We start from the raw sequence: 16,525 nt of genomic DNA on the forward strand, positions 1-16,525 counted from the left end.
AACTACTACCCATCATGGAACTGATCGACCACCTCTCCATGGGGTTCCAGGTCGCCTTCACGGCGCAGAACCTCCTCTATGCCTTCCTGGGCTGCCTGCTGGGCACCCTCATCGGCGTGCTGCCGGGCCTGGGCCCCGTGGCCACCATCGCCATGCTGCTGCCCACCACGTATGCGCTGCCGCCCACGGCAGCGCTCATCATGCTGGCCGGCATCTACTACGGCGCGCAGTACGGTGGCTCCACCACCGCCATCCTGGTGAACCTGCCGGGCGAGTCATCGTCGGTGGTCACCGTGATCGACGGCTACCAGATGGCGCGCAAGGGCCGCGCGGGGCCGGCGCTCGCCTCCGCCGCGCTGGGCTCGTTCTTCGCGGGCTGCGTGGGCACGCTGGTGATCGCAGCGTTCGCGCCGCCGCTCACCGAGGTGGCGTTCAAGTTCGGCCCCGCCGAATACTTCTCGCTGATGGTGCTGGGCCTGATCGGCGCGGTGGTCATGGCCTCGGGCTCGCTGCTCAAGGCCATCACCATGATCCTGGTGGGCCTGGCCTTCGGCCTGGTGGGCACGGACGTGAACTCCGGCGTGGCGCGCTACAGCTTCGACATCCCCGAGCTGACCGACGGCATCAGCTTCGTGGCCATCGCCATGGGCATCTTCGGCTACGGCGAGATCATCGCCAACCTCTCGGTGCCCTCCGAGAAGCGCGAGGTGTTCACCGACAAGGTGCGCGGCCTCATGCCCACCAAGGAGGACTTCAGGCGCATGTTCCCCGCCGTGCTGCGCGGCACGGCCATCGGCTCGGCGCTGGGCATCCTGCCCGGCGGCGGCGCGCTGCTGTCGGCCTTCGCGGCCTACACCATCGAGAAGAAGGCGAAGATGAAACCCGGCGAGGTGCCCTTCGGCCAGGGCAACATCCGCGGCGTGGCGGGGCCCGAGTCGGCCAACAACGCCGGCTCGCAGACCTCCTTCATCCCGCTGCTGACGCTGGGCATCCCGCCCAACGCCGTGATGGCGCTGATGGTGGGCGCCATGACCATCCACAACATCCAGCCCGGCCCGCAGGTGATGACCAGCAACCCCGAGCTGTTCTGGGGCCTGATCGCCTCGATGTGGATCGGCAACCTGATGCTGGTGATCCTGAACCTGCCCATGATCGGGCTGTGGATCAAGCTGCTGTCCATCCCCTACAAGTGGCTGTTCCCCGCCATCGTGCTGTTCTGCGCCGTGGGCGTCTATTCGGAGAACAACAACACCTTCGAGATCTGGATGGTGGCCATCTTCGGCGTGCTCGGCTACGTGTTCCACAAGCTCGGCTGCGAGCCCGCGCCGCTGCTGCTGGGCCTGATTCTGGGCCCGATGATGGAGGAGAACCTGCGCCGCGCGCTCCTGCTCTCGCGCGGCGAATGGAGCGTGCTGGTCACGCGCCCGCTGTCGGCCTCGCTGCTGACCGTCGCGGCGGTGCTGCTGGTGATCGTGCTGCTGCCCAACGTGCGCAAGAAGCGCGAGGAGGCGTTCGTCGAGGACTGACGGCGCCCACCTTCTTCCCGGCCGGCACCGCGCCGGCCCCCGCACCCCATGCGCCCGCGGCCATGGGGTTTTTTCATGGGCGGCCGCATCTGCGTTTTGCGCGCATCGTTATGCAGAAACCTTACTACATAGCCACAAGTTTCTTAAATACAGTTCTTCATATCGAATTTTTTAAGGAATGGTTATGTCGGGTTTTCGTGTGGGGAAATGGCTGGCGCTGGCCGCCGCGGGCTTTGCCGCCGTCGTCGGGCAGGCCCAGGCACAGGGTGGGCCGCCCGAGGTGCGCCTGGCCTGGGCGGGCGGCCCGCGCGTGTGGGTGCTGGGCCAGATCGACGGAGCGTTCGAGCAGGCCTTCGGCACCAAGGTCAAGTGGGTGCAGTTCGCCTCGGGCGCGGACGTGCTGAGCCTGTTCGCCGCCAGGGAGATCGACATCGCGCGCTTCGGCTCCAGCCCCGCCGCCGCCGGCATCGCGCGCAAGCTGCCGATCGAGGTCATCGGCGTGCCCGAGATCATCGCCACGTCCGAGCGGCTGATCGCGCGCGAGGGCATCCAGGGCGTCCGGGGCCTGGAAGGCAGGACCGTGGCCTACCCCGCCAACTCCACGGCGCAATACGCCTTCGAAGTGGCGGTGAAGCACTCCGGGGCGGACCGCCGCAAGATCAAGACGCTGGCGCTCAAGCCCGCCGAGATCGTGGCCGCGTGGAAGCGCGGCGACATCGACGCGGCCTATGTCTGGGGCCCGTTCACCCAGCAGATGGAGGCCTCCGGCGGCAAGGAAATCTTCGCCACCAAGGACCTGCAGAAGCACAAGGTGCTGGTGTTCAACAACTTCGTGGTGCGCAAGGAGTTCGCCGACAGGCACCCCGAGCTGGTCGCCCGCTTCCTGCGCGTGGCGCAGGACAAGGTGGACCAGTACAAGAAGGACCCGGAAGGCGCGGTGCAGGCCATCGCCAGGCACCTCGACATTCCGGCCGATACGGTGCGCAGCACGCTCGGCGGACTGGAATACCCGTCGCTGCAGGAACAGCTCACGCCCGCCTTCATCGGCGACGCGCAGACCAAGGGACAATCGCTCATCACCCAGGCGTACAAGGACTCGGCCGAGTTCCTCGCCAGCATCGGCGAGGTGCGCCCGCGGGAGATTCCGGCGAGCTACCGCCCCTTCATCAACACCACCTACCTGCAGCGCGCCGCTGCGGGCCGGTGAGGTGCGCATGGGCACCGAGACGCAACTGCGCCTGCCCGCGGCGGGCGGGCTGCCGCGGCGGCGCCGGGCCTGGCCCGGCGCCCGGTCGCGGCGCACGCTGGTCAGCACCGCCGCCGTCGCGGGCGTGCTGCTGCTGTGGCAGGCCAGCGGCAGCCTGGGCTGGGCCGACCCGCTGATGCTGCCGCCGCCCACCGAGCTGTGGCACACGGCCGTGGAGCTGTTCACCGACGGCTACCGGCAGACGCCGCTGTGGCAGCACGTGCTCATCAGCACACTGCGCGCGCTCGCAGCGTTCGCGGCGGCGGTGCTCGTCGGCGTGCCGCTCGGTCTGGCGATGGGGCTGTCGCCCACGCTGTCGGCCGTGCTCGACCCGTTCGTGCAGTTCATGCGGCCCCTGCCCAAGATCGCGCTGGTGCCGCTGGTGATCGTGTGGTTCGGCATCGGCGAGGGCGCCAAGTTCTTCCTGATCTTCATCGCCACGGTGCTGAGCATCATGGTGGGTGCTGCCGCCGCCGTCGCCCACGTGGGCCAGGCGCGGCTGCGCGCGGCGCAGACGCTGGGCGCCAGCCGCGCGCAGCTCTTCACCCACGTGGTGCTGCCCAACGCGCTGCCCGAGCTGTTCACCACCGTGCGCCTGGCCATCGGCATCGGCTGGACCTCGCTGATCGCGGCCGAGCTGGTGGCCGCGAACGCGGGCCTGGGCTGGATGGTGATCAACGCCGGCGGCTACCTGCGCACCGACGTGGTGATGCTCGGCATCCTGCTGCTGGGGCTGATGGGCTACCTGTTCGACGCGCTACTGGTGCTGCTGCACCGGCGCTTCGCGCCCTGGTCGGGAAAGGACGCATGAGCATGGACCGCGACGTGCGCATCCGCCTCGACGGCGTGAGCAAGAGCTTCCCCGCGCCGGGCCAGGCTGCCGCGCAGCAGGTGCTGAGCCACATCTCGCTGGAGCTGCGGCATGGCGAATTCGTCTGCCTGCTGGGCGCCTCGGGCTGCGGCAAATCGACGCTGCTGAACCTCGTGGCCGGCTTCGAGCAGCCCGACAGCGGCCGCCTGCTGTGCGACGGCCGCGCCATCGCCGGGCCGGGGCCGGACCGCGGCATGGTGTTCCAGCAGCCCACGCTGTTCCCCTGGCTCAGCGTGCGCCAGAACGTGGGCTTCGGCCCGCGCATGGCGGGCCAGCGCGCGCAGGGCTATGCGGCGCGGGTGGACGAATACCTGCGCCTCGTGGGCCTGGCAGGCTTCGCCGGGCATGCGCCCTGGCAGCTCTCGGGCGGCATGCGCCAGCGCGCGGCGCTGGCGCGCGCCTGGCTGCCGGAGCCCGAGATATTGCTCATGGACGAGCCCTTCGGCGCCCTCGACGCGCAGACGCGCCTGGCGATGCAGGAACTGCTCACCAGCATCTGGCAGCACAAGCGCACCACCATCCTCTTCGTGACGCACGACGTGGACGAGGCGCTGTTCCTCGCGGACCGCATCGTCATCCTGTCGTCGCGCCCGGGCCGCGTGCGCGAGGAACTGCGCGTGCCCTTCGAGCGCCCGCGCCGCTTCGAGGATCTGGTGGCCGATGCGCGCTTCGGCCAGCTCAAGCGCGACATCCTGCACATCGTGCGGCAGGAAGCCGCCAAATCCCTCGACACCACCATCGCCTGACAAGGCATGCCCCCCCGCCATGAACCTCACCCGTTTCCCCCGCGTGCGCTTCACGCAGGCGCCCACGCCGCTGGAATACCTGCCCAACCTCACCCGGACGCTGGGCGGCCCCCACATCTTCATCAAGCGCGACGACAACACCGGCCTGGCGCTGGGCGGCAACAAGACGCGCAAGCTGGAGTTCCTCATCGGCGACGCGCTGGCGCACGGCGCGACGCACATCGTCACCCAGGGCGCCACGCAATCGAACCACGTGCGCCAGACCATCGCCGCGGCCAACCGGCACGGGCTCAGGACCACGGTGCTGCTCGAGGAGCGCGTGAGCGGCGCGCCCGAGGACTACTACCGCAACGGCAACGTGCTGCTCGACCAGATCCTGGGCGCCGCGGCCATCGAGACGCGGCCCGCGGGCCTGGACATGAACGCCGAGCTGGCCGCCGTGGGCGAGCGCCTGCGCGCCGCCGGCGAGGTGCCCTACCTCATCCCCGGCGGCGGCTCCAACGCCATCGGCGCGCTGGGCTACGTGGTGGCGGCGCAGGAAATCATCGCGCAGGCGAACGCGCTCGACCTGCGCGTGGACCACGTGGTGCACGCCACCGGCAGCACCGGCACGCAGGCGGGGCTGGTGGTGGGCTTCGAGGCGGTGAGCAGCCACATCCCCGTGCTCGGCATCAGCGTGCGCGCGCCCCGCGAGCGCCAGGAGGACAACGTGCGCCGGCTCGCGCGCGAGACCTGGGCGCTGCTCGGCGTGCGCGGCGACTTCCCCGGCGAGCGCGTGGTCGCCAACGCGGACTACGTGGGCGGCGGCTACGGCGTGCCGACCGAGGGCATGGTCGAGGCCGTGCACCTGCTGGCGCGCACCGAAGGCATCCTGCTCGACCCGGTCTACAGCGGCAAGGGCCTCGCGGGCCTCATCGACCTGGTGTGCAAGGACGTGTTCACCGAGGGGCAGAACATCGTGTTCGTGCACACCGGCGGCGCGGCGGGCCTGTTCGCCTACCGCTCCACGCTCGCGCCCTGAAGTGAAACACCCCCTGAGTCGCTTCGCGCCTTCCCCCTCTCTCTTCGCGCTGCGCGCTGCGGGAGGCGGACGCCACCAGCGCGGCGGGGCGGTCCCTGCGCGGTGGCCCGCGCATGGGGCGCGCCCGTTCCGTGCGAAGCGGGCGGCGCACAACACTATGGATAGCTGACATGGCCCGGCTCATAGGTGTTCTGGGCGGCATGGGGCCGCTGGCCACGCTGGACTTCCTGCACCAGCTCCTGCAGGCACGCGCCGCGCGGCGCGACCAGGACCATGTGCCCACCGTCACCTGGAACGTGCCGCAGATTCCCGACCGCCAGCTGGCGCTGGCGGGCACCGGCGAGGACCCGCTGCCCGCGATGCGGGAGGGCATCGCGCGCCTGAATGCGGCAGGCGCGACCTGCATCGCCATCCCGTGCAACACCGCGCACCTGTGGTGGGACGCGCTCGGCGCGCACAGCGCGGCGCCCATCCTGCACATCGTCGACGCCACCATCGACGCCCTGCGCGCGCGGCACCGCCCCGGCGAGCGCATCGGCATCATCGCCACGCGGGGCGCGCTGGCCCAGCGGCTCTACCAGGCGCGCCTGGAGGCGGCCGGGCTGGACTACCTGACGCACAGTCCGCAGGAACTGGACGACCTGTTCACCCCCGGCTGCTACGCCATCAAGGCCGGCGACATCGCCACCGGCGGGCGGCTGATCGCCGATGCGGCGCAGCGCCTGCTCGGCCGCGGTGCCACGCAGCTCGTGATGGCCTGCACCGAGGTGCCCATCGCTCTGCGGCATGCGGCGCCGCAGCTGCTGGCGGTCAGCACCGACCCGGCCCAGGCGCTCGCGCGGGCCTGCGTGCGGCACTGGGAACACGGCGCCTGAGGCCCGCCTCACCCACCGCCCGGGTGGCCCGCCCGGGCTTTTTTTTGCCTGCAGCGGCACATACTACCCCCTAGTAGACGCATATTTCATGGTTTTTGCGCACATCCATCAAGCGTAACGCTTATATACTTATCCCTAGTACCCATACAGCACTGGCATGCCTCACACCGCCGAAGACAAGCAACGCGCCATCTCCCGCCTGCGCCGCATCCGCGGCCAGGCCGAGGCGCTGGAGCGCGCGGTGGAGGCAGGCAGCGACTGCGCCCCCATCCTGCAGCAGCTCGCCGCGATGCGCGGCGCGGTGCACGGGCTGATGGCCGACCTGCTGGGCAGCCACCTGCGCGAAACCCTGGCGCAGCAGCCGGCCCCCACGCCCCAGGCGGTGGAGGAAACGCTGGCCCTGCTGCGCTCGTACCTGAAGTAGCCCGAGAACCCCCACAAGGAGCACCACCCATGAAATCCCGCGCCGCCGTGGCCTTCAAGGCCGGAGAACCTCTGCAGATCGTCGAGATCGACGTCGCCCCGCCGCAAAAGGGCGAGGTGCTGGTCAAGATCACCCACACCGGCGTGTGCCACACCGACGCCTTCACCCTGAGCGGCGACGACCCCGAGGGCGTGTTCCCCGCCGTGCTGGGCCACGAGGGCGCGGGCATCGTCGTGGAAGTGGGCGAAGGCGTGACCAGCGTGAAGCCCGGCGACCACGTGATCCCGCTCTACACCGCCGAGTGCGGCGAATGCCTGTTCTGCAAGAGCGGCAAGACCAACCTGTGCGTGGCCGTGCGCGCCACCCAGGGCAAGGGCGTGATGCCCGACGGCACCACGCGCTTCAGCTACAACGGCCAGCCCATCTACCACTACATGGGCTGCTCCACGTTCAGCGAGTACACGGTGGTGGCCGAGGTGTCGCTCGCCAAGGTGAACCCCGACGCCAACCCCGAGCAGGTGTGCCTGCTGGGTTGCGGCGTGACCACGGGCCTGGGCGCGGTGAAGAACACCGCCAAGGTGCAGGAGGGCGACACGGTGGCCGTGTTCGGCCTGGGCGGCATCGGCCTCGCGGTGATCCAGGGCGCGCAGATCGCCAAGGCCGGGCGCATCATCGCCATCGACACGAATCCCGGCAAGTTCGACCTCGCGCGCACCTTCGGCGCGACCGACTGCGTGAACCCCAAGGACCACGACAAGCCCATCCAGCAGGTGATCGTGGAGATGACCGGCTGGGGCGTGGACCACAGCTTCGAGTGCATCGGCAACGTGAACGTGATGCGCGCCGCGCTCGAATGCGCGCACCGCGGCTGGGGCCAGAGCGTCATCATCGGCGTGGCCGGCGCGGGGCAGGAGATCAGCACGCGCCCGTTCCAGCTGGTGACGGGCCGCAAGTGGCTGGGCACGGCCTTCGGCGGCGTGAAGGGCCGCAGCGAGCTGCCCGGCATGGTGGAAGACGCGATGAGCGGAAAGATCCAGCTCGCGCCCTTCGTCACGCACACCATGCCGCTCACCGGCATCAACGAAGCCTTCGACCTGATGCACTCGGGCCAATCCATCCGCAGCGTCGTGCACTACGCCTGACACGCCATGGCCACTCCCTTCGAACTCCAGAGCGCCCACGCCTGCCACGGCGGCGCGCAGCGCTTCTACCAGCACGCCTCGCGCGAAACGGGGCTGCCGATGAAGTTCTCGGTCTTCCTGCCGCCCAAGGCGGTGGCGGGCGAGAAGGTGCCCGCCCTGCTCTACCTGGCGGGCCTGACCTGCACCGAGGAAACCTTCCCTATCAAGGCCGGCGCGCAGCAGCTCGCCGCCGAGCTGGGCCTGGCCCTGATCGCGCCCGACACCAGCCCGCGCGGCGCGGGCGTGGCGGGCGAATCGGACGCCTGGGACTTCGGCGTGGGCGCGGGCTTCTACCTCGACGCCACGCAAGCCCCTTGGGCCGCGCACTGGCGCATGGAAAGCTATCTGCTCAAGGAACTGCTGCCGCTGCTCGAAGCCCACCTGCCCATCGACGGCAGGCGCTTGGGGCTTTTCGGCCACAGCATGGGCGGCCACGGCGCGCTCACGCTGGCGCTGCGCCATCCGGGCCGGTTCCAAAGCGTCTCGGCCTTCGCGCCCATCGCCAACCCGATGAACTGCCCCTGGGGCGAGAAGGCCTTCACCGGCTACCTGGGCGCCGACCGCACTGCCTGGGGCGAGCACGACGCGACGGTGCTGATGCAGAACCAGCCCATCGCCCCCTACCCCGGCGGCATCCTCGTCGACCAGGGCCTGGCCGACAAATTCCTGATCGAAAAGCAATTGCTGCCCGAGGCCTTCGAGGCCGCCTGCGCCGCCATCGGCCAGCCGCTCACATTGCGCCGCCATGCGGGCTACGACCACGGCTACTACTTCATCCAGAGCTTCATCGGCGACCACCTGCGGCACCACGCGCAGCAGTTGGGCTAGAACAGCACGCCCTGCCCGCGCGCCAGCGCCGGGCGGTATTGCGACAAGTCGAGCTCGATGCGCTCGCGGTTCAGCCCCAGGCGCGCGCAGGCCTGCGTGAAGCGCTGGCGCAGCAGGTCGGCCCACAGGCCCGTGCCTTTCATGCGCGAGGCGTGGCTGGCTGCATAGGCCTTGCCTGCGGCACGTGCCTCCTCGCCGATGCCGTGCAGATCCTGCACGCGCGCCAGCACGCGCGCGGCGCGCTGCGGGTAGTGCAGCTCCAGCCATTCGCGCATCAGCGGGTTCAGCTCCCACGGCAGGCGCAGCACGGTGTAGAAGGCACTCGTCGCGCCCGCCTCGCGCGCGGCGGCCAGCACCTGCTCCATGTCTTCGGTGATGAAGGGGATCTGCGGCGCCACGCTCACGCCCACGGGCACGCCGCTGTCGGCCAGCATGCGGATGGTGCGCAGCCGCCGGTGCGGCGCTGCGGCGCGCGGCTCCAGGATGCGCGCGAGATCGCCGTCCAGCGTGGTGATGGTGACGCAGGCCGCCGCGAGGCGGTCGCGCGCCAGCGGCGCGAGCAAATCCAGGTCGCGCTCCACGCCGCTGCCCTTGGTGATCAGCGTGAAGGGGTGGCGCGCATCGCGCATCACCTCGATCAGCCCGCGCGTCAGAAGCAGCTCGCGCTCCACGGGCTGGTAGCAGTCGGTGGCCGAGCCGATGTTGATCGCCGATAGGCGGTGCCCCGGCCGCGCCAGCTCGGCGCGCAGCACCTCGGCGATGTTGCGCTTGGCGATGATGCGGGTCTCGAAGTCCAGCCCCGGCGACAGGCCCAGGTAGCTGTGCGTGGGCCGGGCGTAGCAATAGACGCAGCCGTGCTCGCAGCCGCGGTAGGGGTTCACGGACTGCTCGAAGAAGATGTCCGGCGAGTCGTTGCTGCACAGGGCGCTGCGCGCGTCTTCCCAGATCACCTGGGTGCGCGGCGCGCCGGGAGTGTCCGCTTTCTCGCCTGGGGCGTCCCACCCATCGTCGAAGGCCTCGCGCGCCTGCCGCTCAAAGCGGTGCGCCAGCCGGCTCGCGGCGCCACGGCCCTTGATGGCGTGCACGGGCACCCAGACGGCGGGCGGCGAATCGTCAAAGGGAGGAGCTGGGGTAGGCATGATACTGTATAAATATACAGTTATTTTGCGCTTACGCAATCCCCGGCCTTTTGGCAAGTCCCGCGCAATCCGCACCCGCGCCGTGCGGGATAGCTTGGCAGCCGGCCTGTCCGCCTGCACAATCGGTCCGTTGCACCACCATGGTGCTTCCCCAGAGACAACGCCTTGGCCCGGACAACCCCGTTGCCCGGGCTTTTGTCCGTTTGAACACCAGGGCGCCGGCCGCATGCACCCCGCGAGGCACGGCACCCGCCACCGTACAGACCATTCGCAACGGAGCCATACCATGCTGCGCAAGCCCCCTATCACCCTGTCGTCGCTGGACCTGGAGCGCATCGAGGCGCTGCTGGAGAAACAGGCGGCCCCCTTCCCCGGCCGCGAGGCCCTGGAGGCCGAACTGGACCGCGCCGACGTGCTGGACCCCAAGGACATGCCGCCCAACGTGGTGACCATGAATTCCACGGTGCGCTTCACCCTGCTGGAGTCGGGCAAGACCAACACGCTGACGCTGGTCTATCCCAAGGAGATGGACGGCTCGGGCGAGAAGGTGTCCATCTTCGCGCCCGTGGGCATCGCCCTGCTGGGCTTGGCCGTGGGCGATGAATTCCAGATGCCCAGCCCCACGGGCCAAGTCACCGTGCGCGTGGATGCCCTCGAGTTCCAGCCCGAAAGCGCGGGCGAACTGCACCGCTGAACACAGCGCCCGCCCCCTGCCGCAGCAGCCCCAGGGCTGCTTTTTCTGCTCAGCGCACGCCCGCCAGCAATGCCGCCAGCAGGCCCGTGCCCACCAGGGATGCCTGCCAGCGCAGCGCCACGCGCCAGGTGGGCATGTGGCGCTCCACGCGCTCGTACAGCAGGTGGCCCGCGGCGACCGACAGCGCGAAGGCCAGCGCCATGCCGCCCAGGGCCAGGCCCACGGAGCCGGGCCACAGCCGGCTGACCGCCGCGTTCACCAGCAGGCAGACCGGAAAGTGCACGAGGAAGACCGAGTACGAGATCAGCCCCAGCCTGCGCAGCGGCGCCCAGCCCGTCCACTGCGCCAGCACGGGCCGCCGCAGGGCCAGCGCCAGCAGCAGTGCCATGCCGGCGGCCAGCGCGATGCGCGCGCGCCATTGCAGCAGCAGCGCACCCAGCGCCAGCGCCGCGATGAGCAGCGCCCAGCCCAGGGCCTGCCGCGCATCGGGCGCATGCGCGGCCCAGTAGGCCAGCATGCCCAGGCCGTAGGCGCCGAAGAAGTAGACCGCCCACATGTCCCAGCGCGCATCGCGGTTAAAGCCGTAGAGCGACGCCGCCACGCCCAGCACCACCAGCGCCTGCGCACCGGTCACCGCTGCAGGCCTCCACAAGAGCGCGCGATCGCCCAGCGCGGCGCCTGCACGCGCCACGCCCGCGAGCAGCAGCGTGGTCAGCGCGAAGAGCTGGAAGTCGATGGCCACGTACCACACGCCGGCCGAGAGCGATTCCTCGTCGAGGATGCTTTGCAGCAGCAGCGCGTGCGCGAGCAGCTGCCCCAGTTCCGGCTCGCCGGAGACCGATGCATCGTCGAACCACGGACGCACGGCCGCCGACACCACGATGGCCAGCACCAGCGCCACCGCATACGGCACGACCAGCCGCACGAAGCGCCCCGCCACCTTGGGCCAGGGGTCGCCGAAGCGCGCCCGCCCCTGCGGCGCCAGGCTGGCGGCGGCCAGGTAGCCGCCCAGCACCAGGAACACCTGCACGGCCATGCGCGCGTCTTCGGCCAGCCAGTCGACCAGCCCCGGCAGGCCCTGGCGAACCACGTCGGACAGGGGGCCGTAGAACGCGAGGTGGTGCCACACGATGGCCGTGCAGGCCATCGCCTTGGCGCAGTCGATCAATGCACTGCGGCGGGCGTGAGACATGGGAAGGTGGGCGCTGGAGGCGCCGCCTGCGGCGGCGCACGGAAAGGCGGCATTGTGCGCCTTTTGGCCCAGCTCTGCAGGGCGCCGCTCAGGCCAGCGCGAGGCGCTCGCGCGCGGCCTGGTATTCGCGCCGGAGGCGCTCGATGAGCGCCGCTGCCGAGGTCACCTCGGTCACCGCGCCGATGCCCTGGCCGCAGCCCCAGATGTCCTTCCAGGCCTTCTGCGCGCCGCCGCCGAAGTTCATCTTGCTCGGGTCGGACTCGGGCAGGTTGTCGGGGTCCAGCCCCGCCGCGCGGATCGAGGGTGCGAGGTAGTTGCCATGCACGCCCGTGAACAGGTTGCTGTAGACGATGTCGTCGGAGCTGCCCTGCACGATGGCCTGCTTGTACGCATCCACCGCGCGCGCCTCGTGCGTGGCGATGAAGGCCGAGCCGATGTAGGCGAAGTCCGCTCCCATGGCCTGCGCGGCGAGGATGGCGCCGCCCGAGGCGATGGAGCCCGACAGCGCCACCGGGCCGTCGAACCACTGGCGGATTTCCTGGATGAGCGCGAACGGGCTCTTCACGCCCGCGTGGCCGCCCGCGCCGGCCGCCACGGCGATGAGGCCGTCGGCGCCCTTCTCGATGGCCTTGTGCGCGAACTTGTTGTTGATGATGTCGTGCAGCACCACGCCGCCCCAGCCGTGCACGGCCTGGTTCACATCCTCGCGCGCCCCCAGGGAGGTGATGACGATCGGCACCTTGTACTTGGCGCACACCTGCATGTCGTGCTCCAGCCGGTCGTTGCTCTTGTGCACGATCTGGTTGATCGCGAACGGGGCCGAGGGCTTGTCGGGGTTCGCCCTGTCCCAGGCAGCCAGCGTCTCGGTGATTTCCGCCAGCCAGTCCTCGAGCTGCGCGGCCGGGCGCGCGTTGAGCGCTGGCATGGAGCCGACGATGCCGGCCTGGCACTGCGCGATCACCAGTTGCGGGTTGCTGATGATGAACAGCGGCGACCCGATGACGGGCAGCGAGAGTTTTTGCAGCGCGGGCGGCAGCTTGGACATGCGGGCAGTCTCCTGAATAAAAATGGGCTGCAGCGCTTATCCATCAAGCGCCAGCAGCTATCAAAAAAGAAGCATCGATCAGAACGCGTCGAGCGCCAGCGCCGTGACGCTGGCCGCGCCGTCGACGATGGCGTCGCGCTGGCCGGGCGCACGGGTGAGGATGTGCTCGGCATAGAAGCGCGCGGTGGTGATCTTGGCCTGCATGAAGGCCGTGTCCTGTCCCTTGGCGGACAGCTCCTGCGCCACCAGCAGCGCGCGCGCCATCTGCCAGCCTGCCACGAGGTTGCCCGCGAGCATCAGGTAGGGCACGCTGCCCGCATACACGTCGTTGGGCTGCGCCTTGGCGCCGCCCGCGACGAAGTCCACCGCATCCAGGAAGGCCTGGCGCGCAGCGGCCAGGCGCGTGGCGACGGCCTGCGCGTCGGCCGTGCCGCTGGCGCGCAGCTGCTCCTCGGTCTTCTCGATCTGCGCGGCGATGGCTTTGGCGGTCTGGCCGCCGTCGCGCGCGGTCTTGCGGCCCACGAGGTCGTTGGCCTGGATGGCCGTCGTGCCCTCGTAGATGGTGAGGATCTTGGCGTCGCGGTAGTACTGGGCCGCGCCGGTCTCCTCGATGAAGCCCATGCCGCCGTGCACCTGCACGCCCAGCGAGGCGACCTCCAGGCTCATTTCCGTGCTGTAACCCTTCACGAGCGGCACCATGAATTCGTAGAACGTGGCGTTGTCCGCGCGCACCTGCGCGTCCGGGTGGTGGTGCGCCGCGTCGTAGGCGGCGGCGGCCACGCTGGCCATGGCGCGGCAGCCCTCGGTGAAGGCGCGCATGGTCATGAGCATGCGGCGCACGTCGGGGTGGTGGATGATGGCAGCGCTGCCCCGGACGCTGCCGTCCACGGGGCGGCTCTGCACACGCTCGCGCGCGTACTGTACGGCGTGCTGGTAGGCACGCTCGGCCACCGCGATGCCCTGCACGCCCACGGCGTAGCGCGCGGCGTTCATCATGATGAACATGTACTCCAGGCCGCGGTTCTCCTCGCCGACCAGATACCCGACGGCGCCGCCGTTGTCGCCATACTGCAGCACGGCCGTGGGCGAAGCCTTGATGCCCATCTTGTGCTCGATGCTCACGCAGTGCACGTCGTTGCGCGCGCCCAGGCTGCCGTCCTGGTTCACCATGAACTTGGGCACCACGAACAGGCTGATGCCCTTGACGCCCTCGGGAGCGCCCGACACGCGCGCCAGCACCAGGTGCACGATGTTCTCGGCCATGTCGTGCTCGCCGTAGGTGATGAAGATCTTGGTTCCGAAGACCTTGTACGTGCCGTCCGGCTGCGGCTCGGCGCGGCTGCGCACCAGCGCCAGGTCGGAGCCGGCCTGGGGCTCGGTGAGGTTCATCGTGCCGGTCCACTGGCCGGAAATGAGCTTTTCCAGGTAGGTGGCCTTGAGCTCGTCGCTGCCCGCGGTGAGCAGCGCCTCGATGGCGCCGTCGGTCAGCAGCGGGCACAGCGCGAAGCTGAGGTTGGCACTGTTGAGCATCTCGCCGCAGGCCGCGCCGATGGTCTTGGGCAGCCCCTGGCCGCCAAAGTCGGCCGGGTGCTGCAGGCCCTGCCAGCCGCCCTCGGCGAATTGGCGGAAGGCCTCCTTGAAGCCGGGCGTAGTGGTGACCGCGCCGTCCTTGAACCACGAAGGGTTGCGGTCCCCTTCCACATTGAGCGGAGCCACCACGCCCTCGTTGAACCGTGCGCACTCCTCCAGCACGGCGGCGGCGGTGTCCAGGCCCGCATCCTCGAAACCCGGGATCTGCGCGACCTGGCCGATGTTCGCCAGATGCTCGATGGTGAACAGCATGTCCTTCACGGGGGCGGTGTAACTCATGGGGATCTCCAACTCCAATGCAAATCTCAAAAAAAGGCATCGCACGCGATGCCTTCTTGCCTGCGGGGCGGCTTTACAAAGCCTGCACCAGTTCCGGCACGGCCGCGAACAGGTCCGCCTCCAGCCCGTAGTCGGCCACACTGAAGATCGGCGCCTCCGGGTCCTTGTTGATCGCCACGATCACCTTGGAGTCCTTCATGCCGGCCAGGTGCTGGATGGCCCCCGAGATGCCCAGCGCGACGTACAGCTGCGGCGCCACGATCTTGCCCGTCTGGCCCACCTGCAGGTCGTTGGGCGCGTAGCCCGCGTCCACCGCCGCGCGGCTGGCCCCGATGGCCGCGCCCAGCTTGTCGGCCAGCGGCGTGAGCACTTCCTGGAATTTCTCGCTGCTGCCCAGCGCCCGCCCGCCCGAGACGATGATCTTGGCGGCGGTCAGCTCGGGCCGGTCGCTCTTGGTGACTTCGCGCCCGACGAAGGCGCTCTTGCCGCTGTCTGCCGCAGCGGCTGCGGTTTCGACGGCGGCGCTGCCTCCCGTGGCGGCGGCGGCGTCGAAGCCCGTGGTGCGCACGGTGATGACCTTGACGCTGTCTGCGCTTTGCACGGTGGCGATGGCGTTGCCCGCGTAGATGGGGCGCTCGAAGGTGTCGGGGCTGTCGACCTTGGTGATGTCGCTGATTTGCGCCACGTCGAGCTTGGCGGCCACGCGCGGGGCGGCGTTCTTGCCGCTGGCGGTGGCGGGGAACAGGATGTGGCTGTAGTTGCCGGCGATCTGCAGCACCTGCGCGGCGATGTTTTCGGCGAGGCCGTCCTTGAGGCTGGCGCCGTCGGCGTGGATGACTTTGGCGACGCCGGCTATTTTGGAGGCGGCGTCTGCTGCGGCGCCCGCGTTTTCTCCGGCGACGAGCACGTGCACGTCGCCGCCGCAGGCCTGCGCGGCGGTGACGGTGTTGAGGGTGGCGCTCTTGATGGAGGCGTTGTCGTGTTCTGCGATGACGAGTACGGGCATTTTTAGATCACCTTGGCTTCGTTCTTGAGCTTGGCCACGAGGGTGGCCACGTCGGGCACCTTGACGCCGGCGCCGCGCTTCGGGGGCTCGGAGACTTTGAGGGTCTTCAGGCGCGGGGCGACGTCGACGCCCAGCGCTTCGGGCTTGAGGGTGTCGAGCGGCTTTTTCTTGGCCTTCATGATGTTGGGCAGCGTGACGTAGCGCGGCTCGTTCAGGCGCAGGTCGGTGGTGATGACTGCCGGCAGGGTGAGCGAGAGGGTTTCCAGGCCGCCGTCGACTTCGCGGGTGACGCTGGCCCGGGGCGCGTCAGCCTTGCCGTCGGCGACTTCGACCTTGCTGGCGAAGGTGGCCTGGGGCAGATCGGCCAGGGCCGCGAGCATCTGGCCGGTCTGGTTGGCGTCGTCGTCGATGGCCTGCTTGCCCAGGATGACGAGCTGGGGCTGCTCCTTGTCGACCAGGGCCTTGAGCAGCTTGGCGACGGCCAGGGGCTGCAACTCGGCGTCGGTTTCCACCAGGATGGCGCGGTCGGCGCCGATGGCCATGGCCGTGCGCAGGGTTTCCTGGCACTGCGCCACGCCGCAGCTGACGGCGATCACTTCGGTGGCGATGCCTTTTTCTTTCAGGCGCACGGCTTCCTCGACGGCGATTTCGTCAAAGGGGTTCATGCTCATCTTCACGTTGGCGATGTCCACTCCCGTGCCGTCCGACTTCACTCGGACCTTCACGTTGTAGTCCACCACGCGCTTGACGGGGACCAAGACCTTCATTGCTGCGGCTCCTTCAGTTGTTGATGCTTGACGTTCACGTAAACCGATCCATTCTATTGCGCACCGCAGCATGCTCCGCATCGGGAAAACGGCCG

16 protein-coding genes are annotated in these 16,525 nt (G+C 69.5%); 10 read left to right on the plus strand and 6 right to left on the minus strand.

Annotated elements, in window-relative coordinates; translation table 11 throughout:
- The first annotated feature begins 14 nt into the window (after positions 1 to 14).
- The 9 genes from AAG689_RS14035 (at position 15) to fghA (ending at position 8,718) form a co-directional block, all read left to right on the plus strand.
- Positions 15 to 1,526, plus strand: coding sequence for a tripartite tricarboxylate transporter permease (locus tag AAG689_RS14035; protein WP_406622569.1), 1,512 nt, complete (start codon positions 15 to 17; stop codon positions 1,524 to 1,526).
- A gap of 184 nt (positions 1,527 to 1,710) precedes the next feature.
- Positions 1,711 to 2,733: an ABC transporter substrate-binding protein gene (locus AAG689_RS14040; protein ID WP_406622570.1), complete on the plus strand. Its 1,023-nt coding sequence runs from the start codon at positions 1,711 to 1,713 to the stop codon at positions 2,731 to 2,733.
- 7 nt (positions 2,734 to 2,740) lie between these two features.
- The gene (locus AAG689_RS14045; RefSeq protein ID WP_406622571.1) at positions 2,741 to 3,583 is read left to right on the plus strand and encodes an ABC transporter permease; all 843 of its coding nucleotides are present in this window, start codon (positions 2,741 to 2,743) and stop codon (positions 3,581 to 3,583) included.
- Entirely contained in the window at positions 3,580 to 4,389 is an 810-nt protein-coding gene (locus AAG689_RS14050; protein ID WP_406622572.1) for an ABC transporter ATP-binding protein, read from the plus strand. Before AAG689_RS14045 ends, AAG689_RS14050 begins: the two co-directional genes overlap by 4 nt.
- 19 nt (positions 4,390 to 4,408) lie before the next feature.
- Positions 4,409 to 5,410 carry a D-cysteine desulfhydrase gene (locus AAG689_RS14055; protein WP_406622573.1) on the plus strand — a complete coding sequence of 334 codons (1,002 nt, stop codon included), beginning with the start codon at positions 4,409 to 4,411 and terminating at the stop codon, positions 5,408 to 5,410.
- A gap of 170 nt (positions 5,411 to 5,580) precedes the next feature.
- Positions 5,581 to 6,285 carry an aspartate/glutamate racemase family protein gene (locus AAG689_RS14060; RefSeq protein WP_406622574.1) on the plus strand — a complete coding sequence of 235 codons (705 nt, stop codon included), beginning with the start codon at positions 5,581 to 5,583 and terminating at the stop codon, positions 6,283 to 6,285.
- A 157-nt stretch (positions 6,286 to 6,442) separates the two neighbouring features.
- Positions 6,443 to 6,709 (plus strand): metal/formaldehyde-sensitive transcriptional repressor, encoded by a 267-nt coding sequence (locus AAG689_RS14065; RefSeq protein WP_020227455.1) that lies wholly within the window; start codon positions 6,443 to 6,445, stop codon positions 6,707 to 6,709.
- Positions 6,710 to 6,738: 29 nt separating this feature from the next.
- Complete coding sequence (locus AAG689_RS14070) at positions 6,739 to 7,851, plus strand: S-(hydroxymethyl)glutathione dehydrogenase/class III alcohol dehydrogenase (RefSeq protein WP_406622575.1); 1,113 nt, start codon at positions 6,739 to 6,741, stop codon at positions 7,849 to 7,851.
- A gap of 6 nt (positions 7,852 to 7,857) precedes the next feature.
- A complete protein-coding gene (gene fghA, locus AAG689_RS14075; RefSeq protein WP_406622576.1) occupies positions 7,858 to 8,718 on the plus strand; it encodes an S-formylglutathione hydrolase in 861 nt (286 codons plus the stop codon).
- Here the strand turns inward: fghA and AAG689_RS14080 are convergent.
- Positions 8,715 to 9,857 carry a PA0069 family radical SAM protein gene (locus AAG689_RS14080; protein WP_406622577.1) on the minus strand — a complete coding sequence of 381 codons (1,143 nt, stop codon included), beginning with the start codon at positions 9,855 to 9,857 and terminating at the stop codon, positions 8,715 to 8,717. The genes fghA and AAG689_RS14080 overlap by 4 nt on opposite strands.
- Positions 9,858 to 10,143: 286 nt before the next feature.
- On the opposite strand from AAG689_RS14080, the gene rnk reads away from it, so the two are divergent.
- Entirely contained in the window at positions 10,144 to 10,551 is a 408-nt protein-coding gene (gene rnk, locus AAG689_RS14085; protein ID WP_020228239.1) for a nucleoside diphosphate kinase regulator, read from the plus strand.
- 49 nt (positions 10,552 to 10,600) lie between these two features.
- On the opposite strand, the gene AAG689_RS14090 is transcribed toward rnk, so the two are convergent.
- From AAG689_RS14090 to AAG689_RS14110, 5 genes are all read right to left on the minus strand, one after another.
- Entirely contained in the window at positions 10,601 to 11,743 is a 1,143-nt protein-coding gene (locus AAG689_RS14090; RefSeq protein ID WP_406622578.1) for an acyltransferase family protein, read from the minus strand.
- Positions 11,744 to 11,831: 88 nt separating this feature from the next.
- Positions 11,832 to 12,788, minus strand: coding sequence for an NAD(P)H-dependent flavin oxidoreductase (locus AAG689_RS14095; protein WP_406622579.1), 957 nt, complete (start codon positions 12,786 to 12,788; stop codon positions 11,832 to 11,834).
- Positions 12,789 to 12,866: 78 nt separating this feature from the next.
- On the minus strand, positions 12,867 to 14,657 hold the full coding sequence (locus tag AAG689_RS14100) for an acyl-CoA dehydrogenase (RefSeq protein ID WP_034690522.1): 1,791 nt from the start codon (positions 14,655 to 14,657) through the stop codon (positions 12,867 to 12,869).
- Positions 14,658 to 14,730: 73 nt separating this feature from the next.
- Positions 14,731 to 15,663 carry an electron transfer flavoprotein subunit alpha/FixB family protein gene (locus AAG689_RS14105; RefSeq protein WP_406622580.1) on the minus strand — a complete coding sequence of 311 codons (933 nt, stop codon included), beginning with the start codon at positions 15,661 to 15,663 and terminating at the stop codon, positions 14,731 to 14,733.
- Between the two features lie 2 nt (positions 15,664 to 15,665).
- Complete coding sequence (locus AAG689_RS14110; protein ID WP_406622581.1) at positions 15,666 to 16,430, minus strand: electron transfer flavoprotein subunit beta/FixA family protein; 765 nt, start codon at positions 16,428 to 16,430, stop codon at positions 15,666 to 15,668.
- Between the last annotated feature and the right edge of the window lie 95 nt (positions 16,431 to 16,525).

Source organism: Acidovorax sp. SDU_ACID1, assembly GCF_045291395.1.
Classification (GTDB): domain Bacteria; phylum Pseudomonadota; class Gammaproteobacteria; order Burkholderiales; family Burkholderiaceae_C; genus MR-S7.

Excerpts from the sequence above, each read along its gene's own strand:
- rnk (WP_020228239.1), top strand. The coding sequence starts at position 10,144 with ATGCTGCGCAAGCCCCCTATCACCCTGTCGTCGCTGGACCTGGAGCGC.
- AAG689_RS14065 (WP_020227455.1), top strand. The coding sequence starts at position 6,443 with ATGCCTCACACCGCCGAAGACAAGCAACGCGCCATCTCCCGCCTGCGC.
- AAG689_RS14040 (WP_406622570.1), top strand. The coding sequence starts at position 1,711 with ATGTCGGGTTTTCGTGTGGGGAAATGGCTGGCGCTGGCCGCCGCGGGC.
- AAG689_RS14045 (WP_406622571.1), top strand. The coding sequence starts at position 2,741 with ATGGGCACCGAGACGCAACTGCGCCTGCCCGCGGCGGGCGGGCTGCCG.
- AAG689_RS14110 (WP_406622581.1), bottom strand. The coding sequence starts at position 16,430 with ATGAAGGTCTTGGTCCCCGTCAAGCGCGTGGTGGACTACAACGTGAAG.
- AAG689_RS14090 (WP_406622578.1), bottom strand. The coding sequence starts at position 11,743 with ATGTCTCACGCCCGCCGCAGTGCATTGATCGACTGCGCCAAGGCGATG.
- AAG689_RS14035 (WP_406622569.1), top strand. The coding sequence starts at position 15 with ATGGAACTGATCGACCACCTCTCCATGGGGTTCCAGGTCGCCTTCACG.
- AAG689_RS14080 (WP_406622577.1), bottom strand. The coding sequence starts at position 9,857 with ATGCCTACCCCAGCTCCTCCCTTTGACGATTCGCCGCCCGCCGTCTGG.
- AAG689_RS14095 (WP_406622579.1), bottom strand. The coding sequence starts at position 12,788 with ATGTCCAAGCTGCCGCCCGCGCTGCAAAAACTCTCGCTGCCCGTCATC.
- AAG689_RS14050 (WP_406622572.1), top strand. The coding sequence starts at position 3,580 with ATGAGCATGGACCGCGACGTGCGCATCCGCCTCGACGGCGTGAGCAAG.
- AAG689_RS14055 (WP_406622573.1), top strand. The coding sequence starts at position 4,409 with ATGAACCTCACCCGTTTCCCCCGCGTGCGCTTCACGCAGGCGCCCACG.
- AAG689_RS14060 (WP_406622574.1), top strand. The coding sequence starts at position 5,581 with ATGGCCCGGCTCATAGGTGTTCTGGGCGGCATGGGGCCGCTGGCCACG.
- AAG689_RS14105 (WP_406622580.1), bottom strand. The coding sequence starts at position 15,663 with ATGCCCGTACTCGTCATCGCAGAACACGACAACGCCTCCATCAAGAGC.
- AAG689_RS14070 (WP_406622575.1), top strand. The coding sequence starts at position 6,739 with ATGAAATCCCGCGCCGCCGTGGCCTTCAAGGCCGGAGAACCTCTGCAG.
- AAG689_RS14100 (WP_034690522.1), bottom strand. The coding sequence starts at position 14,657 with ATGAGTTACACCGCCCCCGTGAAGGACATGCTGTTCACCATCGAGCAT.
- fghA (WP_406622576.1), top strand. The coding sequence starts at position 7,858 with ATGGCCACTCCCTTCGAACTCCAGAGCGCCCACGCCTGCCACGGCGGC.